The organism is Rhizobium sp. P44RR-XXIV (assembly GCF_001999485.2).
In the GTDB taxonomy this organism is placed as follows: domain Bacteria; phylum Pseudomonadota; class Alphaproteobacteria; order Rhizobiales; family Rhizobiaceae; genus Rhizobium.
The window spans coordinates 437,235-462,028 of sequence record NZ_MPVZ02000026.1; the positions used below are offsets into that span (position 1 = coordinate 437,235).

22 protein-coding genes and 2 pseudogenes are annotated in these 24,794 nt (G+C 59.5%); 11 read left to right on the forward strand and 13 right to left on the reverse strand.

Translation table 11 applies throughout. From position 1 onward, the window contains the following. Positions 1–107 precede the first annotated feature (107 nt). The 4 genes from BSK43_RS10985 to BSK43_RS11000 all read right to left on the reverse strand — a co-directional run bounded on the left by BSK43_RS10985 (position 108) and on the right by BSK43_RS11000 (position 5,275). On the reverse strand, positions 108–332 hold the full coding sequence (locus tag BSK43_RS10985; RefSeq protein ID WP_077469415.1) for an aa3-type cytochrome c oxidase subunit IV: 225 nt from the start codon (positions 330–332) through the stop codon (positions 108–110). Between the two features lie 273 nt (positions 333–605). Next, on the reverse strand, positions 606–1,361 hold the full coding sequence (locus tag BSK43_RS10990; protein ID WP_077469414.1) for a hypothetical protein: 756 nt from the start codon (positions 1,359–1,361) through the stop codon (positions 606–608). A 272-nt stretch (positions 1,362–1,633) separates the two neighbouring features. Continuing rightward, positions 1,634–3,937 carry an EAL domain-containing protein gene (locus BSK43_RS10995; RefSeq protein WP_077469413.1) on the reverse strand — a complete coding sequence of 768 codons (2,304 nt, stop codon included), beginning with the start codon at positions 3,935–3,937 and terminating at the stop codon, positions 1,634–1,636. Positions 3,938–4,168: 231 nt separating this feature from the next. Then, positions 4,169–5,275 (reverse strand): TRAP transporter substrate-binding protein, encoded by a 1,107-nt coding sequence (locus BSK43_RS11000; protein ID WP_077469412.1) that lies wholly within the window; start codon positions 5,273–5,275, stop codon positions 4,169–4,171. Positions 5,276–5,569: 294 nt separating this feature from the next. Between BSK43_RS11000 and BSK43_RS11005 the strand changes: the two genes are divergently transcribed. Beyond that, positions 5,570–6,358 carry a gamma-glutamyl-gamma-aminobutyrate hydrolase family protein gene (locus tag BSK43_RS11005; RefSeq protein ID WP_077469411.1) on the forward strand — a complete coding sequence of 263 codons (789 nt, stop codon included), beginning with the start codon at positions 5,570–5,572 and terminating at the stop codon, positions 6,356–6,358. Here the strand turns inward: BSK43_RS11005 and BSK43_RS11010 are convergent. From BSK43_RS11010 to BSK43_RS11020, 3 genes and pseudogenes are all read right to left on the reverse strand, one after another. After that, a pseudogene (locus tag BSK43_RS11010) lies at positions 6,359–7,326 on the reverse strand (2-hydroxyacid dehydrogenase). A 32-nt stretch (positions 7,327–7,358) separates the two neighbouring features. Then, positions 7,359–8,378 carry a LacI family DNA-binding transcriptional regulator gene (locus tag BSK43_RS11015; RefSeq protein ID WP_068400510.1) on the reverse strand — a complete coding sequence of 340 codons (1,020 nt, stop codon included), beginning with the start codon at positions 8,376–8,378 and terminating at the stop codon, positions 7,359–7,361. Positions 8,379–8,496: 118 nt separating this feature from the next. Then, complete coding sequence (locus BSK43_RS11020; RefSeq protein WP_068399973.1) at positions 8,497–9,009, reverse strand: MarR family winged helix-turn-helix transcriptional regulator; 513 nt, start codon at positions 9,007–9,009, stop codon at positions 8,497–8,499. A gap of 86 nt (positions 9,010–9,095) precedes the next feature. On the opposite strand from BSK43_RS11020, the gene BSK43_RS11025 reads away from it, so the two are divergent. From BSK43_RS11025 to cysE, 4 genes are all read left to right on the forward strand, one after another. After that, complete coding sequence (locus tag BSK43_RS11025) at positions 9,096–9,887, forward strand: creatininase family protein (protein WP_077469410.1); 792 nt, start codon at positions 9,096–9,098, stop codon at positions 9,885–9,887. 140 nt (positions 9,888–10,027) lie between these two features. Continuing rightward, positions 10,028–11,134 carry a GTP-binding protein gene (locus BSK43_RS11030; protein ID WP_077469409.1) on the forward strand — a complete coding sequence of 369 codons (1,107 nt, stop codon included), beginning with the start codon at positions 10,028–10,030 and terminating at the stop codon, positions 11,132–11,134. Then, entirely contained in the window at positions 11,134–12,123 is a 990-nt protein-coding gene (locus BSK43_RS11035) for a WD40 repeat domain-containing protein (RefSeq protein ID WP_077469408.1), read from the forward strand. Before BSK43_RS11030 ends, BSK43_RS11035 begins: the two co-directional genes overlap by 1 nt. Positions 12,124–12,139: 16 nt before the next feature. Next, positions 12,140–12,955: a serine O-acetyltransferase gene (gene cysE, locus BSK43_RS11040; RefSeq protein ID WP_077469407.1), complete on the forward strand. Its 816-nt coding sequence runs from the start codon at positions 12,140–12,142 to the stop codon at positions 12,953–12,955. An 83-nt stretch (positions 12,956–13,038) separates the two neighbouring features. Here cysE and BSK43_RS11045 read toward each other — a convergent pair whose 3' ends face one another. After that, positions 13,039–13,629, reverse strand: coding sequence for an N-acetyltransferase (locus BSK43_RS11045; protein ID WP_077469406.1), 591 nt, complete (start codon positions 13,627–13,629; stop codon positions 13,039–13,041). A gap of 169 nt (positions 13,630–13,798) precedes the next feature. Continuing rightward, positions 13,799–14,932 (reverse strand): ornithine/lysine decarboxylase, encoded by a 1,134-nt coding sequence (odc2, locus tag BSK43_RS11050; RefSeq protein WP_037196325.1) that lies wholly within the window; start codon positions 14,930–14,932, stop codon positions 13,799–13,801. A gap of 529 nt (positions 14,933–15,461) precedes the next feature. On the opposite strand from odc2, the gene BSK43_RS11055 reads away from it, so the two are divergent. The 3 genes from BSK43_RS11055 (at position 15,462) to BSK43_RS11065 (ending at position 18,203) form a co-directional block, all read left to right on the forward strand. Beyond that, positions 15,462–16,355 (forward strand): LysR family transcriptional regulator, encoded by an 894-nt coding sequence (locus BSK43_RS11055; RefSeq protein WP_077469405.1) that lies wholly within the window; start codon positions 15,462–15,464, stop codon positions 16,353–16,355. Between the two features lie 79 nt (positions 16,356–16,434). Then, complete coding sequence (locus BSK43_RS11060) at positions 16,435–17,094, forward strand: DUF1007 family protein (RefSeq protein WP_169055382.1); 660 nt, start codon at positions 16,435–16,437, stop codon at positions 17,092–17,094. Further along, positions 17,088–18,203 carry a nickel/cobalt transporter gene (locus tag BSK43_RS11065; protein ID WP_077469403.1) on the forward strand — a complete coding sequence of 372 codons (1,116 nt, stop codon included), beginning with the start codon at positions 17,088–17,090 and terminating at the stop codon, positions 18,201–18,203. Before BSK43_RS11060 ends, BSK43_RS11065 begins: the two co-directional genes overlap by 7 nt. 2 nt (positions 18,204–18,205) lie before the next feature. Here the strand turns inward: BSK43_RS11065 and BSK43_RS11070 are convergent, their stop codons facing one another. The 3 genes from BSK43_RS11070 to BSK43_RS11080 form a co-directional block, all read right to left on the reverse strand. After that, positions 18,206–18,442 carry a hypothetical protein gene (locus tag BSK43_RS11070; protein WP_068399939.1) on the reverse strand — a complete coding sequence of 79 codons (237 nt, stop codon included), beginning with the start codon at positions 18,440–18,442 and terminating at the stop codon, positions 18,206–18,208. A 58-nt stretch (positions 18,443–18,500) separates the two neighbouring features. Further along, a complete protein-coding gene (locus BSK43_RS11075) occupies positions 18,501–19,214 on the reverse strand; it encodes a tellurite resistance TerB family protein (RefSeq protein ID WP_068399936.1) in 714 nt (237 codons plus the stop codon). 130 nt (positions 19,215–19,344) lie between these two features. Then, positions 19,345–19,983: a 2-dehydro-3-deoxy-phosphogluconate aldolase gene (locus tag BSK43_RS11080; protein WP_077469402.1), complete on the reverse strand. Its 639-nt coding sequence runs from the start codon at positions 19,981–19,983 to the stop codon at positions 19,345–19,347. Positions 19,984–20,142: 159 nt separating this feature from the next. On the opposite strand from BSK43_RS11080, the gene BSK43_RS11085 reads away from it, so the two are divergent. From BSK43_RS11085 to BSK43_RS11095, 3 genes are all read left to right on the forward strand, one after another. Then, the gene (locus BSK43_RS11085; RefSeq protein ID WP_068400507.1) at positions 20,143–20,628 is read left to right on the forward strand and encodes a CYTH domain-containing protein; all 486 of its coding nucleotides are present in this window, start codon (positions 20,143–20,145) and stop codon (positions 20,626–20,628) included. After that, a complete protein-coding gene (locus tag BSK43_RS11090) occupies positions 20,606–21,517 on the forward strand; it encodes a CHAD domain-containing protein (RefSeq protein WP_077469401.1) in 912 nt (303 codons plus the stop codon). Before BSK43_RS11085 ends, BSK43_RS11090 begins: the two co-directional genes overlap by 23 nt. Before the next feature lie 87 nt (positions 21,518–21,604). Continuing rightward, complete coding sequence (locus BSK43_RS11095) at positions 21,605–22,546, forward strand: rhodanese-related sulfurtransferase (protein WP_077469400.1); 942 nt, start codon at positions 21,605–21,607, stop codon at positions 22,544–22,546. Positions 22,547–22,551: 5 nt separating this feature from the next. Here the strand turns inward: BSK43_RS11095 and BSK43_RS11100 are convergent. Next, positions 22,552–24,766: pseudogene (locus BSK43_RS11100) on the reverse strand (EAL domain-containing protein). Positions 24,767–24,794: the final 28 nt, after the last annotated feature.

Below are 24,794 nucleotides of genomic sequence, written 5' to 3' on the forward strand. Positions count from 1 at the left end.
ACAACACCTCGCATCAAACGACAGCCCCGCTGAATACAGCAGCGCAAGAACCTGCGAAATCAGGTCAGAATTTCAGGGAAAGCGCGGGCGGAACAGCCCAGCGTCGATCAGCGCACGAGAAAACCGCCAACGATCGCAAGAACGAGGAAAATGGCAAATCCGCCGAACAGGCCGGCGTGGCCGAAGAAACCGGCAGCCATTCCAATCAATAGCGCGGCAATGATCGCCGATCCGACCCTGGCGACGAAAAGGAAGCCATTATAGGTCTTTTCATGCTCCCTGTAGTCCATGGGAGCACCAGTTTCCGCGGGTCCAGTATGATGTTCGGCCATTCAAAAATCTCCCCTCAATCCTCTCCCCCGACACGCCTTGTAGCTCGCTGGCGGCAGGAGATTGTCCTCAAAAGCTGCAGCATCAAAGAGCGAGATGCCACAGCCAAATATCCTCTACCGAGGGGTTACACAAAGCGAGGGAAAATGCAATGCACGAGAAGGTCGCATCGGTGCGCAGCTCAGAGCATTTCCGTTTTTGAACGGAAATGCTCTATCTCCTTGCCTCAAGCAATTCCGGACGCAAAACCGCGTCGCACTTTTGCTGGAATTGCTCTAGCCAAACTGCCCTCGAATGTCGCGTCGACCACCGCTTGCCAGCCGTGCCGTCGGCAGGATGGTCAAAGGCGGAGTGCCGGTGTCTTCGCTGCGGGAAAACATCATGCGCCGCTCATAGGGTTCGGAATCGAAAAACGGATATCGTTGCATCAGCTTGCCGCGAATCTCTTTCGATCGGGATGCCAGCAACGTCAGCTCGAAACCGTAAGTCTTGGTCATGCGCGGCGGCACGACCGTATCGGCATAAAAGACGCGTTTATAGAAAGCCGCATGTGCCGGGCGAATATGCTGCATCACCCGATCCGTGTCGAAGTAGATGGCACCCACGATGGCCGGCCTCAGCGTCAGGTAGGGCAAAGCCGGCAATTCGAGCTCGAGATCAGGATCCACGGCAAAACGCGCGGGATCGATCAACGTCATGCCGGCATCGAGAAAGGCGTGAATCTCGTCAGGGAAAATGCCGGTCGACTGGCATACTCGATGATCTGGCGTCACATGGTGTATTCGCACCGTGCTGACCAATTCCTCGTAGTAATAAACCCCAAAAATATAGGCGTGATCATCGAAATCGATGTCGTCGATCAGGTTTTTGGCCGCCACCGGCAAGACTTCGCGCGCCTTGTAGGCCTTGTAGCGTAGCCGCGCGACATCCTCCATGTCTTCGCTGCTTTCGATTCGGCGGTATTCCACGTGATCGAGCACCTCCATCAGCTTGCCAGCGAAGCTGTTTTGCAAAGTACTCATATGCGTCATGATTAATGTTCCGTGATGGTTAACGAATCATTAATGGTATTTACGGAAAATTTGATCAATATTTGTTTTAGATTTTATTAACTATTCGTTCATTAAGGTTAATTTTTCAAACGAATACCGGTATAAATTGGAGATCGTGGAAGCGCCCGAGTGTACGTTGCTGTAAAACAGACAATGACCGGCCTTGATAAAGGCGCGCAAAATAGATCCGCTGTCTTGCTTTCGCGAGCCATGGTGACTTACCAACGATGATCCCAAGCGTCTCAGACGTGTCAGGCGACGTGATCGTGCCGCGGCCCTGACTGTCGCCGGACAAGATTTTCCACCATGCCGGAAACTTGTTCCTTGGAAACCGGAGCTGAGAATACGTAGCCCTGGATGATATCGGCCAGATTTTTTTCAACGATGAGCGCCAGTTGCTCCAACGTCTCGACACCCTCGATGACGATGTGAAGGCTGAGAGCGCGGGAAAGATCGACGATGCCGCACAGCAGCTTGAAGCGGCGGCTGTCGGTCGTGATGTCACGAACGAACGACCGGTCGATCTTAACGACATCCACAGGCAGCGAATCGAGATAGCTGAGGCTGGAAAAGCCCGTGCCGAAGTCATCGATTGCGATCGTGATACCCTTGGAGCGCAGATCGGCAAGAATGGAGCGCACCGTCGCCACCTCATCCATGAGGCAACTTTCGGTGACCTCGAGATGCAGCCGCGAAGCCTCCAGACCAGACGCGTCGAGCGCTTCCATGACGATACCGACGATATCGTTGCTGCGCAGATCCTGCGCCGAGAGGTTGACCGAAACGGCAACCGGCGCCGGCCATGAGACGCAATCCCGGCAAGCCCGGTTGATCATGAAGCGGGTGATGCCGCCGACGATGCCCATTTCCTCGGCGATCTGCACGAAGATGTTGGGCGGAATTGAGCCCTTTTCCGGGTGAACCCAACGCGCCAGGGCCTCACAGCAATCGATACGGGAGCCATCCGGCGTGAACATCGGCTGGTACACGGCCTGAAGATTGCCGGCTTCCACTGCCTCGCGCAAATCATCCTTCAGCTTCTGCCGCTCGACGTAACGCGCATCCATCTCCTGCTCGAAGGCGCTGCAGCCGCCCTTTATCCTCAGCTTGGCGTCGAACAACGCCAGATCGGCCTTGATCTGCCACTCCTCGGAACGGAATTCGCGGTTCGACATGGTTACGTAACCGCCGCTGAACGAAATACGGAAGCTATTATCATCGACATCGTAGCTGCCCGTCATCCCGGCATGGAGCGCGCGCACGCGGTCGTCGATATCAGACGCATTGCCCTCATTCGGGAAAAACAGCACGAACTGGTCGCCCACCAGACGCGCAGCAAGCGCTGTGGTGCCTGCGATCTCCTTCAGTCGCTCGGCAATGGCGACCAACAAACGATCTCCGGTCACATGACCCTTGGTGTCGTTGACATGCTTGAAGTCGTCGACATCGAGAACCAGAATGCCGATCTGGCCTTCACTGCTACGTGCAGCCAGCTTCTCCTTGACCATCTCGACGAAATATTCGCGGTTTGGCAATCCTGTCAGAGGGTCATAGCGCACCATGTGCAGGATCTTGCGCTCGGCCCGAATGCGAACCGTCACATCCTCGAAAATCAGGATGACGACGCCATCGGCGCGGCGGCTGGCCGAAAATTCCAGAAACTGATCTTCGTTGAACTGAATCAGCGTGCGCGACAGCGTGCCGCTGACGAGCTGCGCCATCTGCCGCTGAATGAGCCCCGGCAGCGACCCGTCGATGAAGGCATGACGTGCGCCATAGCGCAGCACGACATCGAACTCACAGTCCTTGAGCTGCTCCTGATGTGAGAAATTCAGCAGTTCGCATGCCTTGCGATTGACCACGAGGATGCGGTTGTGGGCGTCCAGCATGAACAGGCCATGCGTCATATTGTTGAGCGCCGTATCGAACCGGTCGGCGATCTGCGAGATCTCGCGTGACGCAATGACATTCTTGTAGAGAAACTCCCGCACACCGTTTGCCATCGCGCGCGTCGTCAGGCCGAACGGCACGAGCATGATGGAAACCACAGCCTTGTAGAGCTGCTGCGACATCAGGCAGGCGATGATGATGGGCAGGCAACAGGCGAGCGTCTGGAGATCGATCGCCTTCTGTGAACCGTAGTTGCGGCCGACGATCGATACCATCGACGCCATCGTCACGGCGATACAGATGAATTCGGCCAGCGGATCCTGCACGATCAGAATGGCATAGCCGCTGCCGATGCCGAGGATGGACGCCGTCGCCGCCGCGCCGATCACATAGCGCGTTTCCCAGCGCGCGATATCGGCACGCGTGAAACTATGCTTGTCGGCCACGTCGAAGAGCCAGAACGAATACATCCGCAATGCAAATACGGCTGCGAAAGCCAGGCAAAGGACGAGGTAGATGTTCGCGCGCGTGCTCAGGAAGACGATGACATACGTCAGGATATGGACAGCCACCCCCGTAAACAATGTTTTACGGTTTCCGAAAAGCGAACTGACGAACGACAGATAAACATCCGTCGGCACGGTGTTCGGGCTTGGAGGCTTCATTCAGAGTTCCCCTGATGCGGCGGACACCCTAGGTGAAACGTTTTAAAATTTGATTGCCCAAATAGCATGCATCGCGACAGTTTTTCCAATTATGTCGGTAACTTACGTTGAATTTAAGTTGTAAGTCGCATCGTATTCGCGCAATCGACCCAAGTGGATTCTACCAGCAATGTAGTATTTAAGTGCCTAATAAATAAAACACAACATCACTAAACACTTATAGAATACTGATTAGAGCTTTCCCGCACGCTGCTGAATCATCATGAAGGTATCGAAAGTATATTCGGAGAGCTGCATCCAGAGATATGCATCCTTCTTATAGGCAACTTGATCCTCATAGATACGCTTGAAGGAGTCGTTGGATTTGGACAGCTCGGCATAGAGCCCGTTGGCCGCCTGGAAGCACGCTTCCATGATTTCCTGGCTAAAGGGACGCAGCGTCACGCCCTGCTGTACGATATCTTTCAGCGCCTGCGGATTCTTTACATCGTATTTCGCCAGCATGTTGGTGTTGGCAAAGGCACAGGCATCGGCAAGGATCGTCTGATAATTCTTCGGCAGACTATTCCACTTGTCGAGATTGAAGAAGGCATGCACCACGGCGCCGCCTTCCCACCATCCTGGATAATAATAGTATTTGGCGATCTTCTGCAGTCCGAGCTTCAGGTCGTCATAAGGCCCAACCCATTCGACCGCGTCGACCGTGCCCTTGTCCAGTGCATCATAGACACCATTGGCGGCAATGTCCTGCTGCGGCGCGACGCCGATCTTTTCCATCACCTTGCCGGCAAGGCCAGCAATGCGCATCTTCAGCCCCTTGAGGTCATCAAGCGTATTGATTTCCTTGCGAAACCAACCGCCCATCTGCGTTCCGGTATTGCCGGCCGGAAGGCCGAGAATGCCTTGCGTCGCATAGAATTCGTTCATCAGCTTGTTGCCGTCGCCCTGGTAAAACCAGGCGTTCGTCAGCCGGGCATTGAGGCCGAACGGCAGCGCCGTACCGATGGCATAGGTCGGATCCTTGTTGGAGAAATAATAGGAGCAGGTGTGAGCGGCATCGACCGTGCCGGCGCTCACGGCATCGGCAGCCTGCGCGGCGGGCACGATCTCGCCGGCCTCGTAGGTCTGGATCACGAAATTACCGTTGGTCGCATCGGACACATGCGAGGCAATATCCTCCGCACCGCCATAGATCGTATCCAGGCTCTTGGGAAACGACGAGGTCATCTTCCAGGTGATCTTCGGATATTCCTGGGCCAGAGCCGGGCTTGCAAGCGCGGAGGCGGCAGCACCTGCGCCAACTGCTCCTGCCCGCCTTATAAAGGAACGGCGATCCATCGAAATCTCCTATACGGACGGTTTTGCAGGAGAGCGGCGCGCTCCCCAACCCAGCGCAAGCGATGGAACTAACCACGCCGCACACTGTCTTTCAAGTTTGCTCTTGCATCGCATTATGGCGATTCCTGTACATCCGCGTGACGAACGGAAACAAAGCCTTATCGAAACCACTCCGCGTTGCCGGCCGAGCTCTCTTCGCGTAGATTGAGGACCAGGGTAATCTGCCCTCGGATTGACATCTTCGTCATTCAGGGATCCCTCAAAATAGCCGTTCAGCAGCCTCCGGAGCCTTGCATGTCCAGACCGATCATCGCCATTCCCGCCGACATCCGCGAGTTCGACGGTACGAGCTGGCATGCGGTGCAGCTGCAATATGTCCGCGCGGCGGTAAAGGCGGCGGGCCTGACGGCGCTCATCGTTCCGGCACTCGAAGAAGACAATGATGCTGACGCCATTCTGGACCGCGTCGACGGCCTGCTCGTCTCCGGCTCCGCCAGCAATGTGCACCCCTCACTCTACGGCAAAGAGGCTCACGAAAGTGATGGGCCGTTCGATCCGGCGCGCGATGCGACATCCCTGCCGCTCATCCGCCGGGCCATAGAACGCGCCATTCCGATGCTTGCCATCTGTCGTGGTATTCAGGAGCTGAACGTTGCGCTTGGTGGCACGCTGGCGAGCGAGATCCAGGACCAGCCTGGCATCTGGGATCACCGCAAGCCTCAGAATGTCGACCGGGACACAATGTACTCCATCCGCCAGAGCGTCTTCGTCAAGGAAGGTTCCTGCATCGCCCGTGTCATCGGTCCGGGTGAAGTGCGGGTCAATTCTCTGCATCGTCAGGCGATTGCCGAGACGGCCCCGAGGCTGCAGGTAGAAGCGCTTGCCGAAGACGGCACGATCGAAGCCGTCTCCGTCATCAGCGCAAAGGCCTTCGCCGTCGGTGTGCAATGGCACCCGGAATATTGGGCCGAGACGGATTCGCCCTCGCACAAGCTATTTGTCGCATTCGGCGACGCCGTGCGCGACTATGCATCGAGCAAGGAGCGGCCCCTCGCCGCTCCCCATCGCCAAAACGCCGTCTGATCAGCCGCGCGGCTTGACCGGCGTTTCCGGCACCGGCGTTACCGCCTTGCCTTTACCGAACCATTCGATGATGTTGTCGGCCACCAGATCGGCCATCGCATCGCGCGTTGGCGCAGAGGCGGAAGCCACATGCGGCAAAAGCGAAACGTTAGGCAGCGAGAGATAGCCTTCCGGAACATTAGGCTCGCTGTAGAAAACGTCGAGGCCGGCGGCTCCGAGCGTTCCATTGCCGAGCGCAGCAATCAGCGCATCGTCATCGACGGACCAGCCGCGGCCGACATTGATGAACACGCCCTGCGGTCCGAGCGCCGAAAGGATCTCGGCATTGATGACCTTATGCGTTTCCGGCGTCTTCGGCACGATGGAGATCAACGTATCCACCGACTGCGCCATCTCCTTGAGGGTTGAATAGTAATCATAGGGCAGCGCGTCGCGGGGCGTACGCGTGTGATAACCGATCTTCACCTTGAACGGCTCGAGCTTCTGGCGATCTCCAGGCCGATGCGGCCAAGACCGTTAATGCCGATGCGACGCCCCTTCATCGAGAAGGGCGAGAGCGGAAACGCGCCGTCCTTCGCCCAGCGTCCCTCACGCAGCCAGCTTTCCGCCTTCGGAAATTGCCGCAGCGTGTTCAGCAGCAGGGCGATCGCCGTATCTGCGACCTCATCGTTGAGCACGTCGGGCGTGTTGGTGACGACGATACCCTTCGAAGCGGCGTGCTTGACGTCGATGCCGTCATAACCGACGCCGAAATTGGCGATGACTTCGACATTCGGAAAGGCATCGATCCAGGCTGCGTTGAAACCACCCGCGACAGCCACGCCACGCACGCGAGCCGTAGTTTCCGCGTCAACCTTCGGCCCACCATCGCGATCGACGGAGATGACATCGAACTGCTTTCCAAGCCTTTCGAGCACACGCGGGTGTATCTTCCCCGGGACGAGGATGGCAACGCGGTTATCGGACATGAATCTTTCCTTTGAGATACGGTTCGGCGCTACTAGCGAGCCTTGTAGGGCACTGTCGACTGGCGGATGCGCATTTCCGGCTTGATGAGATGAATACCATCCGGCTCATGGCTTCCAGCTAACCTATCCAAAAGCGCTCTCGCTGCAAGCCTTCCGACCTCGGCCTGGCCGTTCCATACCGTGGTAAGCGCAGGCGTCGCGATCGCCGCTTCCTCCAGATCGTCATAGCCGGTGACGGAGATGTCCCGTCCCGGCACGAGGCCGGCGCGGGAAATGCCGTTCATGAGGCCGATGGCGACCAGATCGTTCCAGCAGACCGCCGCTGTCGGCTTCTGCGGCAGCGACAGGAAATGCACCGCCGCTTCGAAACCACCCTGCTTGGAGCGCGCGCCGGGAATGCGCAGATCGGGATCGACTTCGATGCCAGCCTTACGAAGCGCGTTGACATAACCCTGATAGCGGTCGCGCCCGGTCGAGGTCTGGTCGGTGCCGCCGATCATCGCAATGGAGCGATGGCCAAGGCTGATCAGATGATTGGTCGCAAGCGAGATGCCGTAGCTGTCATCGCCGCGAAAGGTCGGCAGATCCAGCGCATCGATCTGACGCGCCACAAGGATAGCCGGCATGCCGTTTTCTTCGGCCAGCTCGAAATCTTCAGGCGGCGTGCCGATCGCCGGCGACATGATGACGCCATCGCCGCCGAGCTGCAGCAGCGTCTCGATGAAGGTCCGCTGCTTTTCGACGGAATCATAGTGGTTGGAAAGAATGAATGTGTGACGGCTGCGGTCGAGCTCGCTTTCGATCGCCTTCAGAATTTCCCCGTAAAAAGGGTTCATGATGTCGTGCACGACGACGCCGATGATCCCCGAGCGTGACGTCCTGAGACTGGCCGCGCGGCGGTTGTATATATAGCCGAGCGCGCGAGCCTGATCCTTGATCTTGTCACGCGTATTGGCCGCAACCAGCGGGCTGTCGCGTAAGGCCAGGGATACCGTTGCCGTTGAAATGCCCAGCGTTTCCGCAATCGTCGAAAGCTTTATCTTTTGCGCCACGCGCACCCTCCCCGTGAAACGCAGCTTTATACTCATTCCGTCGTTTTACGATTCCGGAATTTAAAATATTTAATTAAAAGGTTTAATCGCGCCGCGCAACTCGAATTCTTGAGGAATTTCAGATTTCCTCATCATCCTCGTCGTCATCGCCGGCCTGGAGGTTATTCTCGATCGCCTTGAGCAGCCGTACGAGCGAGCGAATGTCTTTTTCGGAGAAGCCGCGCGTCGCCAACTCGTCACAGCTGGCAGCCGAACTTTCGATCTCGCTGACGCTGTTGCGTCCAGTTTCGGTCAGATAGACCTTGGTCAGGCGGGCGTCTTCGGCATCCGGCCGGCGCTCGACGAAGCCCTGCGCTTCCATGCGGCCGATCGTGCGCGTCATAGTCGGCGCCTTGACGCCGAGCTTTTGTGCCAGCGACCCGGCGGGGAGACCGTCACTTGCCGCCAGGGCAAGAATGACGCCATCCTGCCCGGCATAAAGACCGCTTGCCGTCAGGTTGCGTGTTATCACCGTGCGCATCGACCGCGCCGCCTGCGTCAATGCCGGCGACAGATCGGCAAGCGTGTAGTCGCGGTGATCCTTCTTTTTACCTGACTTACTTTTCTTCCCGACCTTGTTCTTCTTACCCATCGTGATTCCGTTGACCTTTTCGCCGATGCGCCATCACGCTATGACATTGCGCAGGTTATTGACATAAACAAGAGGCACACCCTCAGATGGCGTATCCTTTGCCATGTTTCGACGACAATGATGCTACATTGACCCCTGAAGAACGGGCAAAATGGATCGTCGTGCTGCCACTTGGCGCCTATGAGCAACACGGGCCCCATCTCCCGTTCGAAACCGACACATTGATCGCCGAAGGCGTGGTCGCCCGCCTCAAGACTGCCCTGCCCGCCAATCTGCCCATCACCTTCCTCGCCGCCGAGCCCGTCGGCTACTCCATCGAGCACATGGATGTCGCCGGTTCGAAATCGCTGGCCTTCGATGAGGCGGTTCAACGCTGGCTCGGCATTGCCGAGCGAATGCACAAGCTCGGCATCCGCAAATTCGTCATGCTGAGCGCCCATGGCGGCAACTCGCCGTTGATGACCATTGTCGCAACCGAAGCCCGCGTCCGCTTCGGCATGCTGGCGGTCGCCACCAGCTGGACCCGCTTCGGCGTACCGGACGGGCTGATCGCACCGAACGACAAGGCCATTGATGTCCACGGCGGCGATATCGAGACTTCCGTCATGCTCGCCCTGCATCCGGAAAAGGTCGACATGTCGAAGGCGGAAAACTTCCCGTCCCGCCAGTCCGATTTCATCCGCGACCTCAAGCATCTTCGCGCCTATGGCCCCCATGCCTTCGGCTGGAAGATGTCGGACCTGAGCGCGCAAGGCGTGGCCGGCAATGCCAGGGCGGCAACAGCTGTAAAGGGCGAAAGGCTGATCGCCCATGCGGTCAAAGGGCTGGTGGAGCTTTTGCAGGATGTCGATGGCTTCGATGTATCAACGCTGACCTGACCATGCGGCCATTTCGCCCGTCCGCAACCCAATGTGATCTTATAACATATAAAAGCCTTTGAACTGCCGTCTCCAACTCCTTATATGGAACCCGACCAATATCCGCTCCCCGGGGCAACCTTCCATATTTCGAGGCTCCCATGACCGAAACAGCCACGCAAAAGCCCGTTCCCGTTACCGTTCTCACCGGCTATCTCGGTGCCGGCAAGACGACGCTGCTCAATCGCATTCTCTCCGAAAACCACGGCAAGAAATACGCCGTCATCGTCAATGAATTCGGCGAGATCGGCATCGACAACGACCTGATCGTCGAGTCGGACGAAGAAATCTACGAAATGAACAACGGCTGCGTCTGCTGCACCGTCCGCGGCGACTTGATCCGCGTCGTTGAAGGACTGATGCGCCGCCCCGGCCGCTTTGACGGCATCATCGTCGAAACGACAGGCCTTGCCGATCCGGTTCCCGTTGCCCAGACCTTCTTCATGGACGACGATGTTCGCACCAAGACGGAACTCGACGCCGTCGTCGCGCTCGTTGACGCCAAGCACCTGCCGCTGCGCCTCAAGGACAGCCGCGAGGCCGAAGACCAGATCGCCTTTGCCGACGTCGTCGTCATCAACAAGTCCGATCTCGTATCGCCGGCAGAGTTGGCGCAGATCGAGGATATCGTGCGCGCCATCAACCCGGCCGCCCGCGTCTACAAGACGACCCGCTCCGGCGTCGACCTTGCCCGCGTGCTGAACCAGGGCGCCTTCAATCTTGAACGTGCGCTCGAAAACGATCCGCATTTCCTCGACCAGAGCCATGACGATCATGTCTGCGGCCCGGATTGCGATCACGACCATCACGGCCATGATCACCATCATCATGACCACGATCATCACCACCACCATGATCATGACCACGGTCACGACCACCATCACCACGCCCCGTCGCCGATCCATGACGTGACCGTGCAGTCGGTATCGCTGCGCGGCGGCGAGATGATCGCGGAGCGGTTCTTCGCATGGATCCAGAAGGTCACGCAGACCCAGGGGCCGAGCATCCTTCGTCTCAAGGGCATCATCGCCTTCAAGGACGATCCGGAACGCTACGTGGTTCAGGGCGTGCACATGATCATCGAAGGCGATCACCAGCGTCCGTGGAAGGATGGCGAAAAGCATGAAAGCCGTCTGGTCTTCATCGGCCGCGATCTCGACCGCGAAAAGCTCGAAGCAAGCTTCAAGGCCTGCGAGGCGTCCGCCTGATGCCGACTGTTGCTCCGCTTGATATCGACGGCCACGTTCTGGCCGTCGAATTTTTAGGTGACACTCCCTTCTTCGCCAGCGCCGCCGGCGCAATCCATCGCCTGGAAGGCGGAGACAAGGTGACCGAAGCGCATCAGGGCATGCTCACCTGCATCCGCGATCCCTATAGCGAAAGCCTGATTTCAGGCGGTGAAGATGGCAAGGTTCTGCGCATCGCAGCCGATGGCGGCGTGACGGTCCTGGCTGAAGCCCCTCGCAAATGGATCGCGCAGATCGCCGCGGGTCCGCAGGGTGCGGTCGCCTATTCCTACGGCAAGAGCACCTTCGTGCGACTGTCAGACGGCACGACGAAGGAATTTGCGGAAGAGCGCACCGTCGAAGGCATAGCGTTTGCGCCCAAGGGCCTGCGCATCGCCGCCGCCCGCTACAATGGCGTATCGCTGCATTGGGTCGGCATGAGCGCACAACCGATCAATCTGGAATGGAAGGGCGCGCATAACGCCGTCACCTTCTCGCCGGACGGCCAGTTCATCGTCACCACCATGCAAGAAAACGCCCTGCACGGCTGGAAGCTGGATGTCAAACCGGGCGCCGAAGCCCGGCACATGCGCATGACGGGCTACCCCGCCAAGGTGAAATCCCTGTCCTGGTCGGCAAAGGGCAAGTGGCTCGCCTCGTCCGGTGCACCAGCCGCAATCGTCTGGCCCTTCCAGGGCAAGGACGGCCCGATGGGCAAAGCGCCGCTCGAACTCGGCAGCCGCGCCAACATCATGGCCACTTGCGTGAAGTTCCATCCTGCCGAGGATATCCTCGCCATCGGCTTCATCGACGGCATGATCCTCGCGGTCCGCCTCGGCGACGCCAAGGAAGCGCTCTTGCGCCGGCCGGGCAAGGGTGCGATCACATCGATGAGCTGGAGCAAGTCCGGCAAATTGCTGGCCTTCGCCTCCGAAGCCGGCGATTGCGGCGTCGTCGACGTCTCCGGTTGAAGAGAAAGACAGCATCATGCCCCAGTCAGGATCGGCAATCGCCGGAAATACACCTGCATCAGCCGAAAGCGTCTGGGATGTGATCCGCCGGGAGGCTGCCGAGCTCGCCAAGCGTGAGCCGACGCTCGGCCCTTTGCTGCAGGCACAGATCCTTGCCAGCCGCTCGAATGCCGAGAGCCTCGCCAATGTGCTCACCGCCCGGCTTTGCGTCGTCCGGATCGAGCACGACGAACTGCTTTCGCTGCTATCAGGCGTGTTGGCGCGGCACGCCGCAATCCTGCAGGCGACCGAAGCCGATCTCCTCGCCGTGCGCACCCGCGACCCCGCCTGCACGACCTATCTGCACGCGCTTTTGAATCTGAAGGGCTTTCACGCCCTTCAGACCCACCGTATCGCCCACGCGCTCTGGGCCGAAGGCCGTCCGGAAATCGCCAGCTGGCTTTCCAATCTCGTCTCGCTCGTCTTCGGCCCGGATATTCATCCGGCCGCCAGGATCGGCTCCTCGATCATGCTGGATCATGGCTCCGGCATCGTCATCGGCGAGACAGCCGTGATCGAGGATGAAGTCTCCATCCTGCAGAACGTCACGCTTGGGGGAACGGGCAAGGAGAGCGGCGACCGGCATCCGAAGATCCGCCATGGCGTGATGATCGGCGCCGGCGCAAAAATCCTCGGCAATATCGAAGTCGGCGCCTTCAGCAAGGTCGCGGCCGGCAGCGTCGTCGTGAAAGCCGTACCGCCGCATTGCACCGTTGCCGGTGTGCCCGCTCTCGTCGTCCGCATTCATCCCGCCGACGAGATTCCGGCCGAGACGATGGATCAGAACATCTAGCGTTCCGCCAGCATGTAGCGGCATAGCGAATTCAACGAGCATTAGGAGTGCCCTCGCCCGTTTTGAGCGAAGGCAATTAGCTTTCAGGCAGCCTTTGACATCGGCGGCTGGGCAAGCTTTCGGCCGCTGGCGACGATCATGCCGGCAGCGCCGTTAAGCCAGCCTTCCTTGAGCTCAAGCGCAAGGAAACGCTCCCGCTGGAACGGGCCCGGCATCACCAGGTGGCGGGTCTTGTCGGCAAAGAAGCCGAAACGCTCATAGTAAGGCGCATCACCGACCAGCAGAATGGCGCCATGGCCGCGCTTCTTGGCTTCCAGGACGGCGGCGCGCATCAGTGCAGAGCCCATGCCCTTGCCTTCATAGGCAGGATCGACGGCCAGCGGGCCGAGCAACAGCGCATCGACCGGGCGGGTCTCGCGATCGACGCCGGCCTCGACATTCCAAAGGCGAACGGTACCGACGATGTGGCCGGCGCGGTCGCGGGCGACCAGCGCCAAGCCTTCGGCGGGAACGCGGCCGTGACGCAGTTTTTCGGACGACTTCTTGCGGCGGTCGGCGCCCATCGCGCGATCCAGCAGATTTTCGCGCGCGACGACATCGCCTGCGTTTTCCAGGTCGAGGGTGAAGGTTGTGGGCGCAAAGAATGCGCGGACAGAATCAAGAACAGCGGCCATCTTGGCCTCCCGTTGCCCAATACCGTTATCAGCGGTGGTGACAAATAATTGTGAGAGTGCCGCCCCGGCTGATTACGGGGTCGGCGAAGTCGGATCTCAGCCGGCACTGAGATTTTTCCTTGGCACGATCTTATCCGAAAACCGCTTCGCACTTTTCGGGATGCATGCCTTAGATGATGTAGGCCTTCAGGGGGTCGAAACCGTTGAAGGCAACAGCCGAATAGGTCGTCGTATAGGCGCCGGTGCCTTCGATCAGGACCTCGTCGCCAATGGTGAGCGTCACCGGCAGCGGATAGAGGTTCTTCTCATAAAGCACGTCAGCCGAATCGCAGGTCGGGCCGGCAATGACGCAGGCTTCCATCTCGTCGCCGTCGCGCTCCGTGCGGATCGGGTAGCGGATTGCCTCGTCCATGGTTTCAGCCAGACCGCCGAACTTGCCGATGTCGAGGAAGACCCAGCGAGCGGCATCATTGTCCGACTTCTTCGAAATCAGGACGACTTCAGCCTTGATCACACCGGCATTGCCGACCATGCCGCGGCCCGGCTCGATGATCGTGTGCGGGATCTGGTTGCCGAAATGGGCGCGCAGAGACGCAAAGATCGCCTTGCCATAGGCTTCAGCCGACGGAACGTCGCGCAGATACTTGGTTGGAAAACCACCGCCCATGTTGACCATCTGCAGGTGGATGCCCTGCTTGGCCAGCGAGACGAAGACGCGCTTGGCATCGGCAAGAGCAGCGTCCCAGGCGTCGACCTTGGTCATCTGCGAGCCGACATGGAAAGACACGCCGTAGGATTCCAGACCCAGCTGATGGGCGTAGACGAGAACGTCGACAGCCATCTGCGGAACGCAGCCGAACTTGCGCGACAGCGGCCATTCGGCGCCTTCGCCATCGGTCAGGACGCGGCAGAACACGCGAGCGCCGGGAGCGGCACGGGAAATCTTCTCGACTTCCTCGTGGCTGTCGACGGCGAAGAGGCTGATGCCGAGCGCATGCGCACGAGCGATATCACGCTCCTTCTTGATCGTGTTGCCGAAGGAGATGCGGGCAGCGGTCGCACCGGCATCGAGCGCCATTTCGATTTCAGCGACGGACGCGCAATCGAAGTTGGAGCCGAGGCTTGCGAGCAGACGCAGCACTTCCGGAGCCGGGTTGGCCTTGACGGCATAATAGATGGCGCTGTCCGGCATGGCATGACGGAAGGCACGGAAGTTATCGCGGACGACATCGAGATCGACCACCAGGCAAGGACCGTCCGGACGTCGGGTAGCGAGAAAGTCGCGAATACGCTGCGTGGTCATGTCAATTCCCTTTCAATTCCAAAAACTCCGGGGAAAGACCCAGAGGACAAAGGGCGACGCTCATTCGCTCAGGAACCAGCCGGTGGAGACCCCGGTACCGTGCAAATGCGCGAAGCGCGGATGATGAACCAGTGCCGCAAGCGGCGCTAATTCGCTTTGTCTGCCATGGATTGGAGGGAGTATCCCAACCGCACTTCCGGCAATGAAGGTGTGCCTCTTCAGTAACCCCGGCTGATGGAAAGCCGGGAGAGAACAAAAAGGCCCGCACCGTCGTTGCTTTAGATGTCCTCGCATTTTTCGGTTGGCCGAAATAGCGACTGGAGGGGTTAGTTCCAGGTACCTTACCGATTTTCTCACCACATCGAGGATCGGCGGACACCCACGGGCACGTGCGACTTTGGGCTGATCCGGAAATAGGTACATTCGCCGTAACAATCAAGAATTTTTTTCGCCCGTGCCCTAAAAAAATAATTGAACAAATCAGCGCGTTTTGTTCAACATCCGGAAACAGTTAACGGGAGGCTTCACCATGGATACGTTGACCCGGATTCGTGCCTTTATCGACGTGGTGGAAGCCGAGGGGTTTTCGGCGGCGGCGCGCAAGACTGGGCGCTCCAAGGCCCTGCTCTCGAAATATGTCCGTGAGCTTGAGGACGAACTCGGCGCGCTGCTGCTCAACCGCACCACCCGCCAGTTTTCCATGACCGAGGCAGGCCATACCTACTATCGCACCGCCTCCGACATCCTGAAGGAGATCGACAATCTTGCCGACCTCGTGCGCGAGAATAATCAGCAGCTTAAAGGACGGTTGCGCGTTTCGGTGCCGCGCACCTTCGTCGATGCCGAAGTCGGGCAGTCGCTGATCGATTTCGCCAAGGAAAATCCCGACCTTGCTCTCGAAATCGCTGCTGACGACCGCTTCGTGGATCTGATCGAGGAAGGCTTCGATGTGGCCGTGCGCATCACCAAGCTCGAAGATTCCGGCATGATCGCCCGCAAGATCTCCGATTTCCGCGTCCATCTCTGCGCAACCCGGGAATTCCTCGACCGCTATCCGGCCCTGGAGCATCCGACCGATCTGACGCGCGTGCCGTTCATCATCGACAGCAACAATCGTTCGCAAGGCAGTATCCGCTTCGTGGATGCCGACAGCACCACCTTCAATGTGGCCATCAACGGCACGCTTGAAGTCAACAGCCCGCACGCGACCCTGCGCGCCGCCCTGTCCGATCTCGGCGTTGCCGTTGTCCCCGATTTCATCGGCCGCAAGGCGATCGAAAGCGGACAGCTGCTGACGCTGTTCAACGACTATCTTCCGACGGATCGCGGCATCTATGCGGTCTACCCGCACCGCCGCTATCTCCCCGCCAAAGTGCGCATCTTTGTGGACTACCTTCACAACTGGTTCCGCAAGCACGGCTAAGGGCCCAGCGGTCCCAATTCCGTCTCATTTCCTGACCAGAAGTCGAACTGAATCAATGCTCACGAAACACATCGGACGCATGAAAAAATCCACGATTGTCTATGCTATCGCCTTGACAGGCGGCATGCTGCTTGTGCCGCCGATCGCCTCGGCGCATCCGCATATTTTCGTGGAAGCGCGGCTCGAGGTTTTGGCCGGGCCGGACGGCAATGTGCAGGAGCTGCGTAACGTCTGGCGTTTCGACGAAGTGTTCTCGTCCTCCGTGCTGATGGATTTCGACAAGAACACCAACCTGAAGCTCGACCCAGACGAGCTGAAAGAAGTCGGCAAGACCGTGCGCGATTCCCTTGTCGACTATGACTACTACACGAACCTGACGCTCAACGGCAAAAGCATCAAGGTGAACAAGCCTGACGTCATCAATGTCGATTATCGCGACGGTCAGATCCTGATGTTCTTTGCCGTGAAACCGTCCGAGCCCATGCCGCTCACCAAGGGCAACAAGCTCAGCTTCGGCATATACGACCCGACGCTGTACACATCGATCGATTTCCCGACCGATAACGAGCTGGTCGTAGAAGGCGACGCCTTCAAAAGCTGCACGCACCAGGTCGTGCGGCCCAACCCGGATGAGGTCATCGCCGAAAACAAGGCGACATTGACGGATGCCTTCTTCAACGATCCGACGGGAACGACGATGTCGAAACTCTTCGCAACGCGGATAGACGTTCAATGCTGATTTCGAGCGTAAAGAGACTGGCTCCGACCGCAGCGCTTGCCTTTCTGGCGATCGCCGGTCTCGCGCATGCCGCAGGCTCGCCGCTTGGCATCGGCACGGCCGAGCCGAGCTTCCAGCCGATGGGCGGACCGCTGGCGCCGATCTTTCTCTATGTGAATTATGAGCAGCAGGCTTTCTATCGTGCCCTTACGAAATCGATCGAGGCCATGCGCCAGGACCCGTGGCAGCTCTGGACGCTGATCGGCCTCTCATTCGCCTACGGCATCTTCCACGCTGCCGGCCCCGGCCACGGCAAGGCAGTTATTTCCTCCTACATGGTCGCCAACGAGATTGAACTGAAGCGCGGCATCGGCATTTCCTTCGTCTCGGCACTCATCCAGGGCCTCGTCGCAGTCCTCGTCGTTGGCGCCGCCTATTTCGTGCTGCGCGGCTCCGGCATCACCATGACGATGGCGACCAATGCGATGGAGATCGCCAGCTTCGTCATGGTCGTCCTGTTCGGCGGCTGGCTTCTGTTTCGCAAGCTGCGAGCGATGCTCCAAAGCCGGGCGCAGCGCCGGGAAATACAGATGGCAACGTCAACCGGTCCGATCAGCCTGTCGCTATTTGAAGGTGCGGCAACGGGCACGGATTCGGTGAGAGGCTTCTCACGCAGCAGCAACACTATGATGCCGGCTGCCGAGGGCTATCAATGCTACGATCCCGCTCACGCGGCTGGTGATGGTGCTTACTGCGAAGCCTGCGGCCACGCCCATCTTCCAGATCCGAAAATGCTGTCGAACGAGAAGTTCAGCGTCCGCGAAGCCTGGTCGGCAATCATCGCCGTCGGTCTGCGCCCCTGCTCGGGTGCGCTTCTCGTCATGACCTTCTCCATGCTGAATGGCCTCTATCTCGGCGGCCTGCTGTCCGTGCTCGCCATGTCGATCGGCACGGCACTGACCGTCTCGCTGCTGGCCATTATCGCGGTTTTCGCGAAAAGCACCGCCGTGCGCTTCACCGGCAAGGGCTCGAGACTCTCGGGATGGGTCGGTGACGGCATCGAGATTTTCGGCGCGCTGCTTGTCATCTGCACCGGCGTCATTCTGCTCGGCGCTTCGCTGCAGAATTGAGCTTACTGCCCGCTGCGTCGCTGGTAGCGAGCTCTCAGCCAGAACACGAAGAAGAAGGCCAGGATAACCAATACGCCGAAACCCGTCCCGAGCCACGGCGAGATGTTTCCGAGCCAGACGATGACGTTTGGCATCAGATAGAGCACGGCCGTTGCAACCAGCAAAATAACACCGGCTGCGATCGCCGCCGAGCGGGTGTCGCTCTTTTTGTCCGTCAAATTGCCGATCCCTAGCGCCATGAAATGTTCCGGCGAAGGCTTAGGCCAGCCGCCGGTGAAAGGCAACTGGCTCTACCCCTCAGAGTTGGACTTTGGCGCCTGCCACCGTCGCCTCGATATGATCGACCAGCGGATCGGCCAGGCCAAGTCGCCCTGCCAGCAGATCCAGATAGCCACGTTCCGCCCGGGAATCCGGCTCGATGGCCAGGCGCGACGCCGTATAGATCTGCACCCGTTGCTCCTCGGTCTGCGCAGAGGCAACGATGGCGTCGAGATCGACCGGATTGGCAAGTTCGCGCTGGAAGAAGGCTTCGGCCTCGGAGCCGACGCCACTCTCCTGCACCTTGCCGAGAATGCGCTGGCGCTCCGTATCGTCGATATGGCCATCGGCCCGGGCAGCGGCGATCATCGCCCGCACCAAGGAGAGCGTAAAATCATTGCTGGCAATGGCCGGCGCGGTGCTGAAACCGGAATTGGATGGCGGCGGCAGGAACTGCGGTTCAGCCTGCGGGGCGGATTGCGGTGCCGGCTGCGGCTGATTGCCATCCCTGTAGTTCTTGTAGGCCTGATAGCCGAGCCCGGCGATGGCTGCGAGGCCGCCGAGCGCCAGCGTATTGCCGGCAATCTGACGTCCGGTTTTCGTTCCCAGCAGCACGCCGGCGATGGCGCTCGTTGCCATCGGATTGTCCCTGGCAAGATTGATGGCCTGGGTTGCCTTGTCTTTCACGCTTCCCTGCATTCCTGGAACCTGCGAGCCCAGGAATTGGTCAAGAAGTTTGCGGGCGTCGATCATATGGATGGTCCTCCGTCCTTGTGATGGTGAAAGGGAGATAGGAAGCGCAACCGCAAATACAAATCCAGGGCAAAGAAAAAGGCGCGTGGGAAACCCCGCGCGCCTCTAAAATCGATCGAAAGGAAGCCGTTCAGCCCTTGAGCGCTGCAGCCTCTGCTGCAAGCTTGGTGATCCCGGCCCAGTCACCGGCCGCAACCAGCTCCTTCGGCGCGACCCAGGAGCCGCCAACGCAGATGACGTTCGACAGCGACAGATAATCATGGGCGTTCTTGAGCGAGACACCGCCCGTCGGGCAGAAGAGCGTGCCGGCAAGCGGCGAGGACAGAGCCTTGAGATAGGCCGCACCGCCGGCCTGCTCGGCCGGGAAGAACTTCAGCACCGCATAGCCCTCTTCGCGCAGCGCCATGACCTCGCTTGCGGTGGCAGCACCCGGCAGCAGCGGCACATGCGACGCGCGGGCCGCATCGAGAAGCTCCTGCGTCGTGCCGGGGCTGACGATGAACTTTGAACCGGCTTCGACGGCAGCGTCCCACTGGGCGACGTTCAGGATCGTGCCGGCGCCGACTTCGGCACCCTCCACTTCATCCGCGACAGCGCGGATGGCATCGAGCGCGCCCGCGGTGCGCAGCGTGATCTCGATGGCCTTGAGCCCGCCGGCCACAAGCGCCCGGGCCAGAGGTACGGCCGATTTCGCATCGTCGACGATCAGCACGGGTACGACCGGTTGCAGTTTCAGAACGGAAAGAAGCTTCTCGGTTTTCTCGCCCATGGTCGGAGCGCTCCCTTAAAACGATTGAAATCCGGCTTTCGAATAACCTTCCCGGAGATGCTTGTCGAGACAAAAGCTTGCTCTCAATACAACGGGTAGGAAATCCCCATGACTTGCTATAATGTAGCCCGATCTGTGCCAGTGGAGCATGTCAAACGCATGGCAAAAGAGATCGAGCGAAAGTTTCTGGTGCGCGGCGATCAGTGGCGTAATTTGGTGTCCGAGAGGCTCATTCTACGGCAGGGATATATTGCCTCCATGGAGGATCGCTCAGTCCGGATCAGGCTGACGAACGAGGCAACCGCGACCTTGACGATCAAGATCGGCAAGAAAATGACGCGCGACGAATTCGAATATGAGATCCCGATTCCAGAGGCAGAGGAACTGCTCGGAACGGCCATCGGCCTCGTGATCGAGAAAACCCGCCACAAGGTGCCCTTCAAGGGATTTGTCTGGGAGATCGACGTGTTTCGCGGCGCCCATCGCGGCCTGGTGATCGCCGAGGTGGAGATGGAAGACGAAAGCGATGATCCGGAACTGCCGGATTGGATCGGCCGGGAAGTGACCGGCGAACATCGCTATTCCAACCAGGCGCTCGCGACACAGTTCGAACAGGAATATAATGAGCTATCGCATACGGCCTGACCGGGCTCTTGATGGCGAGGTGCACAAGGCCGCCGCGCATCAACTCGGCAAGGCGATGGCTGTCCTGACGGATCGCCCGCAAGGCCTGCACGAAGCGGTGCATGCCGCCAGGAAAAGCATCAAGCGGGTCCGTGCCCTTTATCGTTTGATTGCCCCGCTCGCTCGGGAATTCCAACAGCAGGAAAATGCCCGCCTTCGAGACGTGGCACGCACGCTTTCGGGCGTGCGGGACGCCACGGCATTGATTGAAGTCAGCCATTATCTGCAGGAGACTGCGAGGTCTGACGATGAGCAGCAAGCACTGGCGCGCGTCACCGCTGTGCTGACGAGCCGTCGCGACCGCCTGTCCGAGGCCGAGACGGACCTCGAAGACAAGGCCAAGACAGCAATCGCCATCTGTGGTGAGGCCATCGTGGCCGTGAAGAACACATCCTTTGGCGGTGGTCGGCGCGATACCGCACGCCTCTTCCAGAAAAGCTGGCGCAAGAACGGTCGCAAGGCGATGGAAGCGCTCTCCGAATGCCTCGGCGAAATGCCTCACGCGGAAAGCTTTCACGATCTGCGCAAGCGCAGCCAGGATTACTGGATGCACCACATGCTGCTGAGGGACATCTGGCCGGCAGCCATGCACGCCAAGCAGCTTGAAGCCAAGGCATTGGTCGATGTGCTCGGCCGCTATCTCGATCTTGCGATCCTGTCCGATGTTGCCGATCGCGAACCGCAGTTGTTCGACGGTAGCGACGACCGCGCACGCCTGCTCGAGGCGATCATCTCCCGCCAGCAGATAGCCCGCGAAGAAGCGTTGAACAGGGCTCACTGGGTGTTTGCCGACAAGCCGGAGCGGGAAGCGCGAACCGTCAAGCGCCTCTGGCTGGACGCGGCAGACTAGAGCAGCCGGCCGATGCTGTTTCGATGACGCAAGGCTTCAACGCAAATCCCGATTGCCTGCCGGCCCACAAAATTGTATTTCCCCGGCATGACCGACATCTTTTCCAGCTCACGGCATGAGGCGACCGGCGCATTCCTCGTTGCGGCGCTCTACCATTTCGTTTCCCTTCCGCGCTTCGAAAGCCTGCAGGAGCCATTGCTTGCGCTCTGCGAGGCCAATGGCGTCAAAGGCACGCTGCTGCTTGCGCATGAGGGCATCAACGGCACCATTGCCGGGACGCATGCCGCCATCGGCACCGTGCTCGCCTTCCTCAGGGCACAGCCGGAATTTGCCAGCCTGGAACACAAGGAAAGCCACGCGTCGAAAATGCCGTTCGTGCGCATGAAGGTGAAGCTCAAGAAAGAGATCGTCACCATGGGCGTCGAGGATATCGACCCCACCCAGATCGTCGGCACCTATGTGGCGCCGAAGGACTGGAACGCGCTAATCTCCGACCCCGATACCATCGTCATCGATACCCGCAACGATTACGAGACGGCGATCGGCGTCTTCAAGGGCGCCGTCGATCCGAAGACCAAGACGTTCCGCGAATTTCCGGAATGGGTGCGCGAGAATACCGGCTTGCACAACAAGCCGAAGATCGCCATGTATTGCACCGGCGGCATCCGCTGCGAAAAGGCCACGGCCTTCATGAAGCAGCAGGGCTTCGACGAGGTCTATCACCTCAAGGGCGGCATTCTGAAATATCTCGAGGAAGTGCCGGCGGAAGAAAGCCTCTGGGAAGGCGCATGCTTCGTCTTCGACGAGCGCGTCTCGGTCGAGCATGGTCTGAAAGAGGGCAATCACAAGCTCTGTCACGCCTGCCGCAACCCGATCACCGCGGAAGAAGTGACCTCACCCTTCTACGAAGGCGGCGTCTCCTGCAGCCATTGCTATCACGAGCGCAGCGAGGAAGACCGGGAACGCTTTCGCGAAAGACAGCGGCAGGTCGCTCTTGCCCGCAAACGCGGCCAGCAGCATATCGGCTGAGGATATCAGGCGGCGGCGCCATGCTCTTCGTCGAGGGTAGCCGTCATCTGCGCGGCCAGGCGCTTGCTGATGTCGGCGGCAGGCATCGGCTTTCCATAGAAATAGCCCTGCAATTCGTCGCAGCCGAAGTCCCGTAGCGCCCTTCCCTGCTCTTCAAGCTCGATACCCTCGGCCGTCACCGGAATGTCGAGCGAACGGGCCAGCGCTACCGTCGCCCGCAGCATCTCGCGGGCACGGCTGTCTTCGAGCACATCCATCGTCAATGAGCGGTCGATCTTGATGCGATCGAAGCCGAATTGGCGCAGATACCCGATGGATGAGAAGCCCGACCCGAAATCATCCAGCGCCACCTTGACGCCAAGCGCCTTCAGGCGCTCGATCGACTTGCGGGTACGCTCCGGATTTTGAATGATATAGCCTTCGGTGATTTCAAGCGTCACGCGACCGGCCTCGATCTCCGTCCGGTTCAGCACGCCGCGGACGTAATCGGCAAAGGCGGGATTGCGGAATTGTCCCGGCGAAACGTTGACGGCAACGCGCAGATCCGGCCATTGCTGCGCCGCTTCGCATGCCTTGCGCAGCACCAAAAGCCCCAGAGCCTCGATCAGCCCGCTTGTTTCGGCGACAGGAATGAAATCGTCGGGCGAGATAGGCCCGTGGCCTGGGCGGTTCCATCGCACGAGCGCCTCGACACCTGTCATCTCACAGCTCGACGCGTCCACAAGCGGCTGATAGGCAAGCGTCAATTCTTCCATCTCGATCGCACGGCGCAGATCCAGTTCCAATGCATTGCGTTCCTCGCGATGCGCATCCATGGCCGTCTCATAGCAGGCCATGCGAGCCCGGCCGGCCTCCTTGGCCTTGTACATGGCGAGATCGGCGCGGCGCACCAGTTCTTCACGGTCGATGCGCCCTTCCGGCGAGCTTGCAATACCGATGCTGGCGCCGACGACGATCACGCGGCGACCAATTTCCAGCGGCTCGGAAAGAAAATCCAGGACCTGTTCGGCCAATCCCAGGGCGGGCCCATCGTTAAGCTCCCTGGTAGGGAAAACGATGGCGAACTCATCTCCGCCAAGCCGCGCCAGCGTCGCCTGCGGCGGGATGAGCACGCTGAGGCCGGCGGCCACGGCGCGGATGAGCTGGTCGCCCGTGCCATGTCCGTAGGCGTCGTTGATTTCCTTGAACCCGTCGAGATCAAGATACAGAAGCAGGACGTTACTGCCATCGCTGCTCGCCCGCTCGACCAGGCCGGTCGACATCGAGCCGCAGTCCCTCGCGATTGAGGAGGCCACTCAGGCGATCGCGAAGAGAGCCCTGGCGGGCCTGCACTTCCTCGGCCCGCAACCGGCGTCCCGCGAGCGATCCCAAGATCAGCAATACGATAAAGAACAGTCCTACCAGACCAAGCGCGCCGACTACGATCGGACGGACCTGGAGATAACTGAGGTCGCCCGGTTCCCGCGAATTCCAGACCAGCCGTCCGAGCGACTTGCCGAGCGGATCGACGATGGAAACGGCATAGCGCGCGACGGTCTCCGGCGGCACCAGCTTGAGACCGCTGATGACATAGGTGTTGGACAGCATCTTGATCCTGGCCGCATCGAGATAGCGCACCAGAACGAGATAGCGCCGCTGACCTTCGGGGACGGGAATGCGACCGGACCTTTCGCGGATCGTCGCGGCTCCGACAGCCGCGATGCCGTTGCTGGTCATGATGTAGCCGCCCGCTTCGGGGACACCGGTCACCCGCGTGCTGCGCACCTGATCGACCAGCGCCCAGACGGCGGTGCCAAGAAGATCCTCGACCTTCTGCGTCACCGGCTCGCCGTTGTGGTAGCCGATGATCGGCTTATTGTGGTCATCGACGATGACGGCGATATCGAAGAGCGCACCGTTTGAGGATATGTCGCCATAGTTTCCGGCGACCCAGCCCTGATCGTCTGTTCCGTAGACGCTACGCGCCGCATCATTGCGGGCCGAATGATCGTGAAGCGTCGCCTCGAGTTGCCCCTGAAAAGTCTTGAGCGCGCCGACGGTCGTTTCCCAGGAGCGCTCGTCATCCAGCTTGTTGGAGTAATCAGCCACACGGCCTATGGCCGAGAGCACCATCAGGGTCACCACGGCAACGACCACTGCGAAAGAAATCAAAACGGCCGTCACGATGGAATGACGACCGATCTGCGTACTCTGACGCAACGATTTCAAAACTGCCCCCAACGCCTTTTCTCCTTGGCGTCGAAGTCTG